Source organism: Pseudoalteromonas sp. Scap06 (assembly GCF_013394165.1).
In the GTDB taxonomy this organism is placed as follows: domain Bacteria; phylum Pseudomonadota; class Gammaproteobacteria; order Enterobacterales; family Alteromonadaceae; genus Pseudoalteromonas.
Genome location: NZ_CP041330.1, coordinates 2,657,364 through 2,674,311 on the forward strand (window position 1 = coordinate 2,657,364; position 16,948 = coordinate 2,674,311).

The window sequence follows — 16,948 nt, forward strand, 5'->3', positions numbered from 1 at the left end:
TCAATGAGCGGTTTTTTATTATTTGCTTTGGCTGCTTATTTCAAGCCTAACTTTTTAAGCTCTAGTTCAACTAACTTTGCAGAAAGTGGTACATAGCCATCCTTTTCTACAATTTTTTGACCGTCTTGAGAAAGTACCATCTTTAAGAACTCAGCTTCAACTGGCCCAAGTGGCTTATTTGGGTGTTTATTTACATAAACATATAAAAAACGTGATAGTGGGTATTTACCTTGTGCTACGTTTTCAAGCGTGGCATCAACAAAGTTAGTGCCTTTTTTAGATAACGGAACAGTACGCACACCCGATGTTTTATAACCAATGCCAGAGTAACCAATCGCATTTAATGACGCTGAAATTGACTGTACAACAGAAGCCGAACCCGGTTGCTCGTTCACGTTATTACGGAAATCACCTTTACATAGCGCTTTCTTTTTAAAGTAACCGTAAGTACCTGATACTGAGTTACGTCCGTATAATTGCACGTCTTTTGCAGCCCAATCACCTTCTAGACCAACATCACTCCAGCGATTTACTTGCTCTGATGCACCACATTTACGAGTTGATGAGAAAATAGCATCGATTTGGTCAATGCGTAGTCCTTCGATTGGGTTATCTTTGTGTACAAATACTGCCAACGCATCAATTGCTACTCGCACTTGTGTTGGTTTGTAGCCATGACGCTTTTCAAATGCTTCAATCTCTTTTGACTTCATTGCACGGCTCATTGGACCTAAGTTAGCCGTACCTTCAGTTAGTGCTGGTGGCGCAGTAGACGAACCTGCCGCTTGAATTTGAATATTTACATTTGGGTAAATACGCTTATATTCTTCAGCCCAAAAGGTCATCATGTTGGCTAATGTGTCAGACCCTACTGATGAAAAGTTACCTGATACACCGCTAATTTTTTGATACTCAGGAATACCGTCTTCTAATGCAACCGCTTGTGCAGATACAAATGTTGTAACAGCCACACCCATTGCGGCAACTAAGTTTTTAAATTTCATTTTGGGGTTCTCCAATTTGTTCGTCCCATTTCCTAACTGCGGTTCACTCTAAAGTGAGTACATGACAATGGTGTGACTCTTAAATGACACTTTTATGACTACCTATATTGCTTGCTACTAATGGCGAAATAACGATAAGTCTATCGCTTGAAAACGCGAAAGAAAAACAAGAACCTTTACCCAGCTCGCTGTGAATTTTTAATTGACTACCATGGCGAGTAAGCACATGCTTGGTAATAGCTAAGCCTAAGCCTGAGCCACCTGTGGTACGGCTTCTGGCTTTATCTACTCGATAAAAACGCTCAGTTAACCGGTTAATATGCTCAGGTGCAATACCATCACCATTATCGGTCACACTAAAACATGCTTGTTCATTGTTGCGCTGCCAAAGTACCTCAATTTTACCGCCTGGTTTAGTATAATGAATGGCATTAAATACTAAATTTGAAAAGGCACTTCTAAGTTCATCCTCAGCACCGGTAATATCAAGCGATGCATCAATCTTAAAAATAAGTTGATGGCCTTTGTCTTGATTGATAGATTGCGCTTCTGTTTCAATTAAGTTTAATAATCGTGGCACATTCACCGCTTTGTCATTACTGTGTTGCTTTCCCCCTTCGATGCGCGATAACGACAACAGCTGATTCACCAAGCTATCCATACGCTTACATTGCTCTAGCATAGTAGTTTGTGCTTTATTCCACATTGCAGGCGGGGGAAGTGAATCACTATCGAGCATTTCAAGGTAGCCGGTAACAACAGTTAAAGGGGTTCTGAGCTCATGAGAGACGTTTGCTACAAAGTCTTTACGCATCTGCTCAAGTTGCTTTAAGCGAGTAACATCGCGTACCACTACCAACAACTGTGTATTGGCATAGGGCATAACCCTAAATTCAAGAACTTGCTCAACACTGTGGCCACTTTCAAGCTCCAGAGCATCGCTAAACTCTTTACGACGCATATATTTAGCAAATTTAGGATCGCGAATTAAGTTATCTAAACGCTGACCATGATCAACCGGCCACTGTAACCCTAACACTTTGAGTGCAAGTTGATTACACCACACAATTGATAAGTCGTTTTGTAGCACAACAACGGCATCGGGTACGGCCTCAGCGCCGTCACGAAAACGCCGTATTAGCTCTGCCAGCTCATTACGTTTTTTACGATTGCGGTGTTGCAGCTGGTAAATACCTTCAAATACTTGCTCCCACGACCCTTCCCCTTCAGGCGGGTTAAAACTGCGTTGATCATGCAGCCAGTCACTTAAGCGATAAAGCTGATGGTAATGCCACATAAGTAGCGAAAAAGCGCCCAAAAACAACATCAAAAATGGGGCACCAATGAGCACCCCAATTAAAAGCAAAGGTATAAAATAGACAAACAGCCGTTTAGTTAACGCCTGCTTGTTAATAACTCGATACATACACGCTCTTTACCTTATAAACACTAGCAGATGATTTGACTGTGCTAGGTTAATAGATTGTGACTTACGAAGTAAACTTATAATTTACTCGAAAAGCGATAACCAGCACCGCGAACTGTTTGTACTAAGCGGTCATGCCCAAGCGTAGCAATTGCCTTACGCAGGCGACGGATATGAACATCTACAGTTCTATCTTCAACATAAACGTTAGTACCCCATACATGATCAAGTAATTGCTCTCGGCTATATACACGCTCAGGGTGGGTCATAAAAAAGTGTAACAGTCTAAATTCCGTTGGCCCCATATCTAGCTCACTGCCACCTGAGGTCACACGATGCGAAATAGGATCTAAACGTAAGCCATGTACTTCAATCGCCTCTTCAAGTGAGGTAGGAGCAACACGACGAATAACCGCTTTAATACGCGCCATTAACTCTTTAGGTGAGAACGGTTTTGTAACGTAATCATCAGCACCGACTTCTAAACCGCGTATTTTATCTTCTTCTTCGCCGCGGGCTGTCAGCATAATGATAGGAATTTGGCGTGTGTGTTCATTTTGTTTGAATTTTTTAGCGATTTGAATTCCACTACCGCCAGGTAGCATCCAATCGAGTAACACCATATCTGGATAAGGTTCAACCATTGCAGATATTGCAGAATCATAATCTTCTGCCTCAATGGCTTGAAACCCATTTTGTTCTAAAACAAAAACCAACATTTCCCTGATAGGTGCTTCGTCATCAACGACTAATACTTTACGTGACATTCCAATTTATCTCTTAGGCTATTGAGTAGGTTTCATTATTATGACTAAGTATGACATTTTTATTAAAGTGTAACGTGGAAATCAAAATGAGCGTAAAAAAAAACACAAAATAGTGACAAAAAATTAAATATGTCATCTTTGTATCATCATAAGCTGTAAATCAAAAAGCGGTTTGAGGTGTTAATAGCTTAATAATTGCGCGTAGTTTTTATATTATTTATGAGATCATCAAATTACTAAGCGACGAGTTTTAACAACTATATTTTTAGTCTGATCATAAAAGCTCACTGCGCCACGACACTATTTAGATCAGCTTTATTAAGATCTTAAATATCAGGATCAGAGTTTTATCAAGCAGATCCCTTTGCGGATCACTATTTTACCCACTACTAAAGCTAAACCAATGATTTTTTGTATAATTTTCATTCTACCACTGCGCTTTACGATGCCTAAATGACTAAAACATGCCCATTTTAGCGCTTTAGTTAGTAAAGTAATGATCCCAGATATGACAAGTTAGTAATCGAGTGATCCCAAATTAATAACTAGGTAAAATACTGATCCCCCACAGATCAAAAAAGCCAGTGCATAGGCAACTGGCTTTTATAATGAGCGCGAGAGTATCGCTATTATTGGCTCATTATTTTATTTTTGGGTTTAGCTCACCGCTTAAGTATTTAAGGTGCATTTCATCTAACGAAATTGGCTTAATTTTACTTGCTTGACCTGCAGTACCAAACGCTTCGTAACGGGCAATACAAATATCAGTCATCGCTTGCGTTGCAGCGGCTAAGAACTTACGTGGGTCGAAGTTAGACGGGTTCATTGCTAAATGACGACGGATTGCACCGGTAGACGCTAAACGTAAGTCAGTATCAATGTTTACCTTACGCACACCGTATTTAATACCTTCAACAATTTGCTCTACTGGCACGCCGTAAGTTTCTGGGATCTCACCACCGTATTGGTTGATCACCTCTAACCACTCTTGTGGTACTGAAGACGAACCATGCATTACTAAGTGGGTATTTGGTATACGCGCGTGGATTTCTTTAATACGATCAATTGCTAAAATGTCGTCGGTTGGTGGACGCGTAAATTTGTAGGCACCGTGTGATGTACCACAGGCAATAGCCAGCGCATCAACATGGGTTTTATTTACAAAGTCTGCCGCTTCTTCTGGATTTGTTAGCATTTGCTCAGTGGTAAGTTTACCCTCAGCGCCAACACCATCTTCTTCACCCGCTTCACCAGTTTCAAGTGAACCTAATACACCTAGCTCACCCTCTACAGATACGCCACACGCATGCGCCATTTCAACTGTTTTACGTGTTACATCAACGTTGTAATCGTAGCTTGAAGGTGTTTTACCATCGCTCATTAATGAGCCATCCATCATTACTGATGAAAATCCTAGCTGAATTGAACGCTGACATACACCCGGTGATGTACCGTGATCCTGATGCATAACCACTGGAATATGTGGCCATTCTTCAACTGCCGCTAAAATCATATGACGAATAAAAGGTGCACCGGCATACGCACGTGCGCCCGCAGAACCTTGCACAATAACAGGGCTGTTTGTTTTATCAGCCGCTTCCATAATTGCACGCATTTGCTCTTGGTTATTTACATTAAACGCGGGTACACCGTAACCATGCTCTGCGGCATGATCAAGAAGTTGTCGCATACTGATTAAAGCCATTGGGTATTCTCCAATTTATCGGTAGTTATTTTACTACCTAGTTTGAACGGATTTGTTAGTTTGGCGCAATCACTGCGCCATGAATTAAAAGGCAAATGGCCTAAAATTCATATTATTAACGACTAAATAAAAGTGAGAGGTATTTACTCGTTAATTGTAGCAGATGTGAAATAAGCACATCTGCTTTACGGCTAGCTAATACCCTAAGGTATTATTTAGCGCGTGATTCTAGCATTGCAACTGCAGGTAGTTTTTTGCCTTCTAAAAACTCTAAGAACGCACCACCACCAGTAGAAATATACGATACTTTATCACTAATGCCATACTTATCAATTGCCGCTAGGGTGTCACCACCACCAGCAATAGAAAATGCGCTTGAATCAGCAATCGCTTTTGCAATAGCGCGAGTGCCATTACCAAATTGATCAAACTCAAACACACCCACTGGGCCATTCCATACAACAGTGCCCGCATTAGCAATAATTTTTGCAAGTTGATTAGCAGTATCAGGGCCAATATCAAAAATCATATCGTCGCTGGTGACTTCACTTACATCTTTAAGTGTGGCTACAGCTGACTCTGAAAACTCATTACCTACAACAACATCTGTGGGTACCGGTATTTCGCCATCGTTGGCTTTCGCTGCAACGCATAAACGATTTGCTTCATCCATTAAATCAGCCTCATAAAGTGACTTACCTACGGGATGACCAGCAGCTGCAATAAAGGTATTGGCAATACCACCGCCGGTAACAAGCTGATCAACAATTTTAGATAACGAATCAAGTACGGTTAATTTAGTGGATACTTTAGAACCACCCACAATCGCCACTAACGGACGGGCTGGGTTATCAAGTGCTTTACCTAGGGCGTCTAGTTCAGCCGATAATAATGGACCAGCACACGCTACATCAGCAAACAGACCCACACCATGGGTTGAAGCTTGTGCGCGATGTGCAGTACCAAAGGCATCCATTACGTAAACATCACATAATGCAGCGAGTTGCTTTGATAGGGCTTCGTCGTCTTTTTTCTCGCCTTTGTTAAAACGTACGTTTTCAAAAACAACCACTTCGCTATCTGCAACATCAACGCCGTTTAAGTAATCTTTTTCTAGGCGAACAGTTTGCTCAAGTGCATCATTTAAGTAATCAACAACGGGTGCTAATGAAAATTCGTCTTCGTATTGCCCTTCCGTAGGACGGCCTAGGTGTGACATAACCATCACTTTTGCACCTTTTTCTAGCGCAAGTTTGATAGTAGGTAGTGCAGCACGAATACGTGCGTCTGACGTCACTTTACCTGCTTTAACGGGTACATTTAAATCTTCACGAATTAATACACGCTTGCCGTTTAAATCTAAATCTGCCATTTTTATGACCGACATGAACATCTCCTTAGTTAACGATACTAAACCAATAAATACGTTTTAAATATTACTTAAATGCCATCATAGCACGAGCGGTATCAAGCATGCGATTCGCAAACCCCCACTCATTATCACACCAAACTAGTAATTTTATCAGCCGTTTATGACTAACACGTGTCTGTGTGCCATCTATAATACAAGAATGGGGATCGTGGTTAAAATCAACCGATACCAGCGGCTCTTCGGTGTAACTTAAAATACCCTCAAGCCTATCTTTAGCTTGTGCCTTAAGCGCACTATTAACCGCACTTAAATCTACATCGGTATTTACCGTGACACTTAAATCCATGGCGGTCACATTAATAGTCGGTACACGAACGGCAATAGCCTCAAAGCGGCCTTTAAATTTAGGTAAAATACGGTCGATACCACGGGCTAATTTTGTGTCTACCGGAATAATAGATTGGCTGGCGGCACGAGTTCGGCGTAAATCATGGTGATACGCATCAATCACTTGCTGATCGTTCATTGACGCATGAATAGTTGTAATAGCGCCAGACTCAATACCAAAGGCATCATCGAGTACTTTAATAACAGGAACAACGCAGTTGGTGGTACACGAACCATTAGAGACAATAGTATGCTCGTTTTTCAGCTCATCGTCGTTTATGCCATACACAATGGTGGCATCTACATCATTATCAGCAGGATGGGAAAACAACACTTTTTTAGCACCTGCGGCAATATGTGACTGTGCATGCTCACGTGAGTGGTACACGCCAGTACATTCAAGTACCACGTCAACATCTAGCGTTTGCCACGGTAATTCAACTGGATTTTCTTCACAAAATAATGCAATGGTGTCATCAGCAACGCTGATAGTGTCTTCACCTAGTTTAACTGGAAAAGTGAAACGACCATGAGAGGTGTCGTATTTTAATAAATGGGCAATAGCTTCAGGGTCGGCTAGTTCGTTAATTGCAACAATTTTGATCTCGTCGCTTAAGCCTGATTCGTATAGTGCACGGACAATATTTCGACCAATACGACCAAAACCATTAATTGCAAGTTTGATTGCCATGAAATATAAAATCCACTCTAGTTACGTACAGAGAAAGGCAGCGTCGCCTTTTAGATGGCGGTATTGTAATCGACCTTGCCTGCGATTATAAGAGCCAAGCATTAGAAACTTTAAATTAACGCCATAATCAACACGCAATGCGCTTTTATTTTTAACTCGGCTTTGCGATATTTGCTATTTTAGTTTTAAATCAAACACCACGTTTATTGATGCTTTAACGCTTATTCTTGCACCTAAATATTGCTGCTGCGTAAATGGGTTCTCGTTATTTCTAGCAGCCATGCTATTTCTGTGGCTAGATAAAACAATGTGCTTAACACCGCTCGCGTCGTAATCTGAGCTACTAGAATTTGCACTAATACTATAAACGTTGCCAAGTTCAGCACCAAAAGACTGAGCGAGCTTATTTCCCTTCGCTTTTGCGTTATCAATTGCTAGTTGTGTTGCCTCTGCCTCTAACTGCATGGCCTTGGAGGATAAACCATTAATTTTTTTGATATTGTCTATTTGTAAGCGTTGAGCAAAATCAATAAATTCATCGACTTTTTTAATATCTTTCAATGTGACTTTAACTGTTTTCAGAGCTAAATAATTATCGCTTAAAGCAATCCCTGATTCTGTACCAACCTTAGTGTATACCTTGCTTTTTAAACCCGATATATGAACATCGCCTTGGCCAAAATCATATTTATCTAATTCTTCAAATAACACGCTGATCCGGCCATCAAGGTCACGCTTAGCCTCAAGTAATGTATCTTCAATGCTTTTTACTTCAAATATAATTTGAGCCATATCTGGCTCAACTAATACCTCAGCAGACCCCTGCACTGCAATATGACGATTAGCTGGCACGCTTGAATTAGCAAAAGTAATAAGAGGGAATAAGATAATAAAAATAGCGCTGATAAGTTTCATATTCGTTCCTTGAATTTTTAATTAAACACGCGTTCCCATAAGTATACAAACAAGAAGAAAAGTAAACTGCATACAATTAAGCTAAGTGCATACTTTATAGTTGGGTTTCTTATAGTTGGGTTTCGCTGTCCTTAACCAACCTACATTAGATCGCCTACTTTAAGTTCTTTACCGGCGCCTATTTGATGGCATTGGGCTAATAACAGCTCAGCAGTGGCTTGTGCATCGGTAAGCGCATGATGGCAATGATAGCTTGGTAAATCGTAGCGATTACGGCATTCATTTAAGGTTAAATCATCTAATTTGATATCGCTTGCGTGTTGCAGTAAGCGCTTTTTTTCTATTTGTAAGGTATCGATGATCAGCTTAGGCCGCTGGATGATCCCTGCATTTTTTATTGCTAACTTTAAAAAGCCCCAGTCGAGCATGGCATTATGAAATACTAAAATGCAGTCACTAAAGTGAGCACTTAAAGACATTAAAATACTCTGTAGACTTTGCCCTTGTGCCACCGAGTCAGTACTAATGCCGTGAAAAACAGGGCTTTGCTCTAGACTTTTAACCTCTTTATTAACGATATGCTGCGATTGACTATTCTTGATACATTGATTATCAATCAGTACCCAAGCAACCGAGACAATTTCATGTTGTTTAGGATCAAGCCCTGTTAATTCCAAATCAATCACTAAATAACGTTGCTTTAAAGCACTTTGCGCAAGCAAATGGCGACGCTTTAAGTACCGCGTAATAAGCTGCTTAACCATTATTGTTACAAACTCCCACGCGCAAATTTAAACGCCGCGCCTTGCTGCGCTTGTTTTACTAGGTAAAACGCTTCTTTAAGCTGATGACGCTCTAACGAATTGAGTTTGTCTGGGTTAATACAATTACTAGGTAACCCTTCTTCGTTTATTTGCGTGCGCAGCCGAAGCTGAGTTAAAAATCGCCAACAATCTTTTAAATTATAAATATCTTCTTTGCTTAATAGTGAATACTTTAATAAAGCATCCAACCTCTCTTGGGTGTTAGCACGGCGAATGCCTACTTTTAATGCATAAAGTCGCGCTAGATCGTTAATGATCACCACCCCGCGCTTTTTAAGATCGATGTACTTATGGTGTTGCTCTGTTTTTTCGGTTTTAAAGTTATTGAATAAACCAATCGGCGCACTGTTAGCGTTAACATCGCTGGCCATTGCCGCATAAAAAAGATCATTGCGAGAAATATGGGTCAACTCTTCACAAAACTGGCTATAGAGTGTGGTTGAGCCTTCAATAAAGCGCAGATCAAAAAAGATTTTACAGTTGAGCATTGCCTGCGGTGTGGGACTGGTGATCCACTTTAAAAACTTCGCCCGCCAATCACTAACACTCATTCGACATGCATCACTGCTAGCCATTATGTTACCAGGACAACGACGAATGCCGCACTCAACTAAGTTTTCACAAACAAATTCGCCCATCTGTTTAAAATATGCGTGCTGTTCATCGTTTAGACCATCAGGTAATAACAAGCCATTATCTTGATCTGAATGCAGTGTTTGCTCTTCGCGCGCTTGAGAGCCAAAACAAATAAAACTAAAACTGGTTGGCGCGGCGCCATGGTGTTGTTGAAATAAAAAAATTAGCCGCGAGGTCAACGCATCGGTTAAACCACTGAGTAACTTTCCGATCAGCGAAATATCATCAATATTATTTGAAAACCCTTTTAATAACTCAGGAATTTCTTTCGCGTAACGTTTTAAATCAGCCACATTATGGGCCTTGTAAATACGACCAATTAGCTGCACTGGGTCGCTTTTTTGTTGGCGTAGTAAGTCTGTACTGGTGATCATTCCTAGCGGTTTATGGTTTTCGTCAAGCACAGGTAAATGATGAATATTATGCTTAAGCATTAAGTGCAGCGCTGAAAATACGCGGTTATTTTCAAATATAAACTTAGGCTTATTGGTCATAATACTATCGATAGCTTGCGCAGGGTCAACTTCATCGGCAAGCACTCGGTTACGTAAATCACGATCTGTAACCACACCAATAAGATGCGAATTTTCGGTGATCATCATTGATGAAATCCCATGCTCTTGCATTTTTTTAGCACTATGACGGATGCTGGCATCGGGGGGCAGCGTAATCGCTTTGCGAGTCATGATCTCTGATATTTTACGCTCAGACCAGCTGTCGTTGTTACTTTTATAATGTGATGACAGCAATCGATTAGCATGAGCACGAACAAAGTATTGCTCGAATGCTTTATATTCTCGACGTAAGTAATCAAAATCCGTTTGGTCGAGCATATAGACAATGCCCTCTTTTTGTACTTCTAAACTGTTTTGTATTGAATCTCCCGTCAGTAACGAGGGATAACCAAAGTAATCACCTTGAGTTAAACGCGTTACCGTATCGCCTTGAGCATCCACTAAATCGTATAACCCGGAACGAATTAAAAATAATTTAGGCTGTTCACTGTTAAGCCATTGCGTTTGGTTTTCTCGGGTCAAATAAATACTATCGAGATGGTTAACAAAATAACTGCAGGCGCTGTCCTGTAACATTGAAAATGGTGCTTGCTTGTTAATAAACTGCGCGACTTCCTGTTGCTCACTACTCATAAATCATCCTCAATAAAAAAGCGACTTAACCTGAAATATGGTTATTTAATATAGCGATTATTTAATGTAGTCATTATTTAAACAAATAAAAAGCCCGACTTAAGTCGGGCTTTGATGCGTTATATCATTAGATATATGGATTAGTGAGCATGCGCATCACTAGACCCTTTAGGATTACGAATACCTTCAACCATTTCTTGAATTTCAACTGGTGTCGGTTGAGTCATTTTCATAACACCTGCAGCTACTGCAAAGTTAATGATCATGCCTACTAAACCAATCCCTTCAGGTGAAATACCTAAGAACCAATTTTCTGGGCTATTAAGCTCTGGACTCACAAACTTGAAGTAAATGATGTATGCAGCAGTAAAGGTGATACCCGTTACCATGCCTGCAATTGCACCATGTTTATTCATTGATTTAGAGAAAATACCCATAATAATTGCAGGGAAGAAGCTCGCCGCTGCTAAGCCGAAGGCAAAGGCAACAACCGAGGCCACAAATCCTGGCGGGTTAATCCCAAAGTAAGCGGATATTACAATAGCAATCATCGCTGCCAACCTCGCTGCAAGTAATTCTTGCTTGTCGGTTATATCCGGTTTAAGTGTCCGTTTAAGTAAATCGTGCGATACTGAGGTTGAAATAACCAATAGTAAGCCCGCTGTAGTAGATAGTGCCGCGGCAATACCACCTGCTGCAACGAGTGCAATAACCCAGGCTGGTAAGTCGGCTATTTCAGGATTCGCTAGTACCATAATATCGCGGTCAACATTTACTTCGTTTGCGCTATTAGGATCAGTGATTTTACCTGATGTGTAGAACATTTTGCCGTCACCATTTTTATCATTAAAGGTGATTAGGCCTGTGCGTTCCCAGTTTTTGATCCAAGCTGGTGCCTCTGCATACGCTGTACCACTTCCGTCTTTACCATTAATTGTATCAATCATGTTTACACGGGCAAACGAAGCTACTGCAGGTGCTGTTGTGTAAACAATAGCAATAAACACCAGTGTCCATGCTGCTGAAATACGTGTGTCTTTAACGCGAGGTACAGTGAAAAAGCGAACAATTACGTGTGGTAAACCAGCAGTACCCACCATAAGAGCACCTGTAATTGCAAATACATCAATCATGCTCTTTGAGCCTTCAGTGTATTGGCCAAATCCAAGCTCGGTACTTAAACCATCGAGCTTATCAAGTACATACATACCTGAGCCATCACTTAGCGTGGCACCAAAGCCTGTTTGTGGAAAAAAGTGACCTGTTGCCATCATAGAGATAAAAATAGCCGGTACTAAATAAGCAAATACCAGTACACAATACTGCGCAACTTGCGTGTAAGTAATACCTTTCATGCCACCAAGTACGGCATAGAAGAAAACAATGATCATACCGATATAAACACCGGTTTCAATTTCAACTTCTAAGAAGCGAGAGAACACTACACCAACACCACGCATTTGACCCGCAATGTAAGTAAAACAAATAAAGATGGCACATAAAATAGCCACTAAACGCGCAGTACGTGAGTAGTAACGGTCACCGATAAAGTCTGGCACGGTAAACTTGCCGAATTTACGTAAGTAAGGCGCTAAACACATAGCCAGTAGTACATAACCACCGGTCCACCCCATTAAGTAAACACTTCCGTCGTAACCCGCAAACGAGATAATACCCGCCATTGAAATGAATGACGCAGCACTCATCCAATCCGCAGCAGTTGCCATACCATTGGCTAGTGGAGGTACACCACCACCAGCAACGTAGAATTCATTTGTGGACCCAGCTCGAGCCCAAATTGCAATACCGATATAAAGCGCAAAGCTTAAACCGACAATTATAAATGTGAGTATTTGAACATCCATTGACTAGCTCCTATTCGTCTACGCCATATTTTTTATCTAACGTATTCATTTTGAAAACGTACACAAAAATCAAAGCCACAAAGGTATAAATCGCGCCTTGCTGGGCGAACCAGAAGCCAAGTTTAAACCCAAAAAAACGTACTTCATTAAGTACATCAACCAGTAATATGCCAAAGCCAAAAGAGACCACAAACCATACTGCTAATAATTTAAACAGTAATGAAATGTTTTCTGCCCAATAAGCTTTTGCTTGTTCTTCATTTTTAAAAGCCATTTTTATTTTCCCCTTTAAACATCACGATTGTGATGGGTGGTTTTTTATATTCGTTAACCAATTTAGCAATGCAATTCAAATATTGAATTGCGACAATAGTCGTAACAACATATTAACGTTTCCGTAAACTGCGCATGATCAATTAATAAACAACTCATGAACCAGTTAAATTTCAGTAGCTTAATAGATTTTTATTGCTCAAACTTTTAGCCAAATTAAAACAAACCGTGGGAATAAGACATTAGTCTAACTAAATAGACAAAAACAAATTAACCCTTAAATATCATAGTTTTATTTTATTTATAGATAACATAAACAAAATGTATACCCCCTACTTTATTTGCAGCTAGGTATTGTTAATAAGCAAACTACTTCAAACTCCAACTGGCGCTCGCATCTTGAAATAGTTTGGGTATAGTTATGACAAATTATAAAAACACTCTACGAGGTTAAATAAACATGACAGCTGTACTACTCATTGTTGCCTTTGGCTACATAGGCGTGCTGTTTTGGCTGGCAAATTGGGGTGATAAGACCACCCCACTTGCCAAGCGTATTAGTCATCACCCATTTGTGTATTCATTTGCATTGGGAATTTATTGTACTTCGTGGACTTACTATGGCTCGGTAGGCACCGCTGCTACTAGTAGTTGGAGCTTTTTGCCTATTTTATTAGGACCCGCCTTACTGTTTTTTTTCGGCCAAGGCTTTTTACGTAAACTGGTATTGGTGAGTAAAAAACAAAATATCACCACTATTGCCGACTTTATTTCAGCGCGTTACGGCAAACGCCAAACCACCGCTATTATGGTGACCATTATTGCCTTATTAGCCACTATTCCTTACATTGCATTACAATTAAAAGCGCTTAGTTCTAGTTTTTTACTTTTGCAAAATAGTAATCAAATATCTGGGGATATTTTGGCGTTATCAGCCACTTTAATGATGGCACTATTTGCTATATTTTTTGGCACGCGCAAAGTTGATGTAACCGAGTACCGCTCAGGCTTAATGCTTGCTGTGGCGTTTGAGTCGCTAATAAAGCTGTTTGCTCTGGCTGCTGTAGCAGGGCTTGCAATATATAGCTTATTTAATTTACCCACAGAGGGTTCTAGCCAAGTTGCCGAGTCAATTTGGCTGCATTGGGCGCAGTTTGACTTTTTTAGCTTTAACTTTATAGGTCAGTCACTAATGGCGGCAGCTGCTATAATTTGTTTGCCACGGCAATTTCATGTCACCGTGGTTGATAACCAAGATAAGCGCCATTTATTTACTGCTCGCTGGGCTTTTCCATTGTACTTGTTATTAACCGCAGCAATGATTTTACCTATTGCCACCGCTGCTATTCATCCAGAAATTGGTCGCAGTTTATCACCTGACAGCTTTGTACTGGCACTGCCTATGCTGCACGATAACGCTTTTTTAACCACCTTTGTGTTTATAGGTGGGCTTTCTGCTGCCACAGCCATGATTGTTGTTGCAACACTTACACTAAGCACCATGATCTCCAACGACGTGGTGCTCCCCTTAATGTTGCGCCGTAAATTTAAACGTAATTTAATCACCACCAGCTACAAATCCCGCATTTTATTAGTACGGCGTTTTACCATTGCTGGGGTACTTATTTTAGCCTACTTCTATCAGCAATGGTTTGGTAGTGGCAGTGCGCTAGCCAGTATGGGGTTAGTGGCTTTCTCATTGGTGTCGCAATTATTGCCTGCTATTGTGGGTGGTTTATATTGGCGAAAAGGTCATGCTTATGGTGTTTATGCTGGGCTACTCGCAGGGGTCATTTGTTGGGTGCTATTTTTAATGTTGCCTATTTTAGAAGCCCCTAACCCACTAGACAGTGAGCTGCAACAAACGCTTATAACTAGAGGCACCTTAATCGCGTTGTTTGCTAATATTGGCTGTTACATTAGCTTTTCCTTGGGAGCTGAAGAGCGCTTAATCGATAAAATTCAAGCTGCGGCATTTGTTAATCCTAAAGATCAGGCCATTTTATCTCGTCGCTTAAATAAAAACGTAAAAGCCACCGTATATGACTTTAAAATTTTACTGCAGACCTTCTTAGGCATTCAGCGTAGCCAACAAATTTTATCGCATTACGCACTCCATCATGATTTAAACGACAACAATGCACACCCTCGCGCTGACTTTATTGCCTACTGCGAACGCGCACTAACTGGAGTATTAGGTGCTTCCTCTGCGCAAGCACTTATTCATACAGTATCATCTGGCAAACGAATGGCGTTTGAAGAAGTGGTAAACTTTTTTGATGAAACCACACAAGCACTGCAGTTTAATCAAAACTTACTATTTACCTCACTCGAAAACTTAAGCCACGGACTCTCTGTGGTAGATAAAGATCTCAACCTCGTTGCTTGGAATAAGCGCTACAGCGAAATGTTTAACTACCCTGAGGGTTTTTTACAAGTTGGCCAGCCCATTGAAGAAATAATACGGTATAACGCAGAGCGCGGTGAATGCGGCCCCGGTGAAATTGATCGCCATGTTGATAAGCGGGTTCAGCATTTAAAAAATGGCAGCTCACATCACTTTATTCGTCATCGTCGAAATGGCCAGGTTTACGAAATGATAGGCAACCCACTACCTGATGGGGGGTTTGTAACGAGTTTTTCTGATATTACTAATCATATTAGTACGCAAAATGCGCTCGAAGAAATTAATATGGACTTAGAAAACCGCATTGAAGCGCGCACCCAAGAAGTGCAAACCATTAATAGTAGCCTGCAAGCACAAATCGATAGTCGCGTACAAACAGAGCAAGCACTTACTTTAGCTAAACGTGAAGCTGAGCAAGCGAATGATAGTAAAACTCGCTTTTTAGCACTGGCCAGCCATGATATATTACAACCGCTCAATGCGGCACGATTATATCTCGCCGCCATTGATGAAACTCAATTAGATAGCACCAATAAAAATAACTTTAATAAGCTAGGTGATAGCCTCGATTCCACCGTGCATTTAATGTCGGCTTTATTAGAAATTGCCAAGCTAGAGCAAGGGGCAATGACCCCAAATCCTCGTCACTTTTACATTGATGATATTTTAGATCCCCTTAAAAGCGAATATGCGATTTTATCGAGCGATAAAGGACTCTCATTTAAAGTACGTTCAAATAAACAAATAGTACACAGCGACATTACTTACTTGCGCCGAATACTACAAAACTTACTGTCAAATGCGATTAAATACACGGAAAATGGCCGTGTATTAATTGCCTGTAGAAACAGAAAGCACAGTTTACGGATTGAAGTATGGGATACCGGCCCTGGTATTAGCGACATTGAACAAGCAAAAATATTTAACGACTTTTACCGAATTGAAGCTAGCGACAATAAAGGCGTTGGCTTAGGTTTAGGGGTGGTTAAACGTATGGCTGATTTATTGAGCCTGCCGATTGATGTGGTTTCATTACCTAATAAAGGCAGCCGATTTAGCATTGAAGTGCCTTATGGTGATGCGCAATTAGTACAGCAAAAACAATCCAGTCAAAATATAGTCGACAACCGCGCCGCGATAAATATTATTGCCGTTGACGACGACCCTGAAAACCTTGCAGCCATGGCTAGCCTATTAAAGCGCTGGCAGGCAAATTACACCCTATTCGATAAAGTGGACGCGGTGTTAACTTATGCAAAAGAACAGGGCGCACCTGATGTTATTTTAATGGACTATCAGTTAGGTAATGATTGGGATGGCATTACTTTAATTAAAGCGCTACGCGAGATTTGGCAAAGCGATATTCCGGCTATATTAATTACCGCAGTGCGAGACACTGAGCTAAAACAAATCACCAAAGCCGAAAATATTCATTATCTGAGTAAACCAGTAAAACCTGGTAAGCTTAAAGCACTGCTGAACCACAGCACTTAACGATTAATAAGAGCTTAAGCCCAGTAAGTACTGG

The 16,948-nt window shown here is 40.7% G+C and carries 12 protein-coding genes; 1 reads left to right on the forward strand and 11 read right to left on the reverse strand.

Annotated features, from left to right (window positions below; translation table 11 throughout):
* Window positions 1–35 precede the first annotated feature (35 nt).
* The 11 genes from FLM47_RS12365 to FLM47_RS12415 all read right to left on the reverse strand — a co-directional run bounded on the left by FLM47_RS12365 (window position 36) and on the right by FLM47_RS12415 (window position 13,014).
* A complete protein-coding gene (locus FLM47_RS12365) occupies window positions 36–1,004 on the reverse strand; it encodes a PstS family phosphate ABC transporter substrate-binding protein (RefSeq protein WP_010387635.1) in 969 nt (322 codons plus the stop codon).
* A 79-nt stretch (window positions 1,005–1,083) separates the two neighbouring features.
* On the reverse strand, window positions 1,084–2,430 hold the full coding sequence (gene phoR, locus FLM47_RS12370) for a phosphate regulon sensor histidine kinase PhoR (RefSeq protein ID WP_138609180.1): 1,347 nt from the start codon (window positions 2,428–2,430) through the stop codon (window positions 1,084–1,086).
* 77 nt (window positions 2,431–2,507) lie between these two features.
* Window positions 2,508–3,197: a phosphate regulon transcriptional regulator PhoB gene (gene phoB, locus FLM47_RS12375; RefSeq protein WP_008111196.1), complete on the reverse strand. Its 690-nt coding sequence runs from the start codon at window positions 3,195–3,197 to the stop codon at window positions 2,508–2,510.
* A gap of 640 nt (window positions 3,198–3,837) precedes the next feature.
* A complete protein-coding gene (gene fba / locus FLM47_RS12380; protein WP_008111197.1) occupies window positions 3,838–4,902 on the reverse strand; it encodes a class II fructose-bisphosphate aldolase in 1,065 nt (354 codons plus the stop codon).
* Window positions 4,903–5,113: 211 nt separating this feature from the next.
* Entirely contained in the window at window positions 5,114–6,289 is a 1,176-nt protein-coding gene (locus tag FLM47_RS12385; protein ID WP_178956515.1) for a phosphoglycerate kinase, read from the reverse strand.
* A 49-nt stretch (window positions 6,290–6,338) separates the two neighbouring features.
* The gene (gene epd / locus FLM47_RS12390; RefSeq protein ID WP_109874182.1) at window positions 6,339–7,352 is read right to left on the reverse strand and encodes an erythrose-4-phosphate dehydrogenase; all 1,014 of its coding nucleotides are present in this window, start codon (window positions 7,350–7,352) and stop codon (window positions 6,339–6,341) included.
* A gap of 174 nt (window positions 7,353–7,526) precedes the next feature.
* A complete protein-coding gene (locus FLM47_RS12395; protein ID WP_178956516.1) occupies window positions 7,527–8,267 on the reverse strand; it encodes an SIMPL domain-containing protein in 741 nt (246 codons plus the stop codon).
* 140 nt (window positions 8,268–8,407) lie between these two features.
* Window positions 8,408–9,031, reverse strand: coding sequence for a 3'-5' exonuclease (locus tag FLM47_RS12400; protein ID WP_138609187.1), 624 nt, complete (start codon window positions 9,029–9,031; stop codon window positions 8,408–8,410).
* Window positions 9,032–9,036: 5 nt separating this feature from the next.
* Window positions 9,037–10,875 carry a DUF294 nucleotidyltransferase-like domain-containing protein gene (locus FLM47_RS12405; RefSeq protein WP_178956517.1) on the reverse strand — a complete coding sequence of 613 codons (1,839 nt, stop codon included), beginning with the start codon at window positions 10,873–10,875 and terminating at the stop codon, window positions 9,037–9,039.
* Window positions 10,876–11,015: 140 nt separating this feature from the next.
* Window positions 11,016–12,740, reverse strand: coding sequence for a sodium:solute symporter family protein (locus FLM47_RS12410; RefSeq protein WP_178956518.1), 1,725 nt, complete (start codon window positions 12,738–12,740; stop codon window positions 11,016–11,018).
* A gap of 10 nt (window positions 12,741–12,750) precedes the next feature.
* The gene (locus FLM47_RS12415) at window positions 12,751–13,014 is read right to left on the reverse strand and encodes a DUF4212 domain-containing protein (RefSeq protein ID WP_008464847.1); all 264 of its coding nucleotides are present in this window, start codon (window positions 13,012–13,014) and stop codon (window positions 12,751–12,753) included.
* Between the two features lie 459 nt (window positions 13,015–13,473).
* Between FLM47_RS12415 and FLM47_RS12420 the strand changes: the two genes are divergently transcribed.
* A complete protein-coding gene (locus FLM47_RS12420; RefSeq protein WP_178956519.1) occupies window positions 13,474–16,914 on the forward strand; it encodes a PAS-domain containing protein in 3,441 nt (1,146 codons plus the stop codon).
* The last annotated feature ends 34 nt before the right edge of the window (window positions 16,915–16,948 follow it).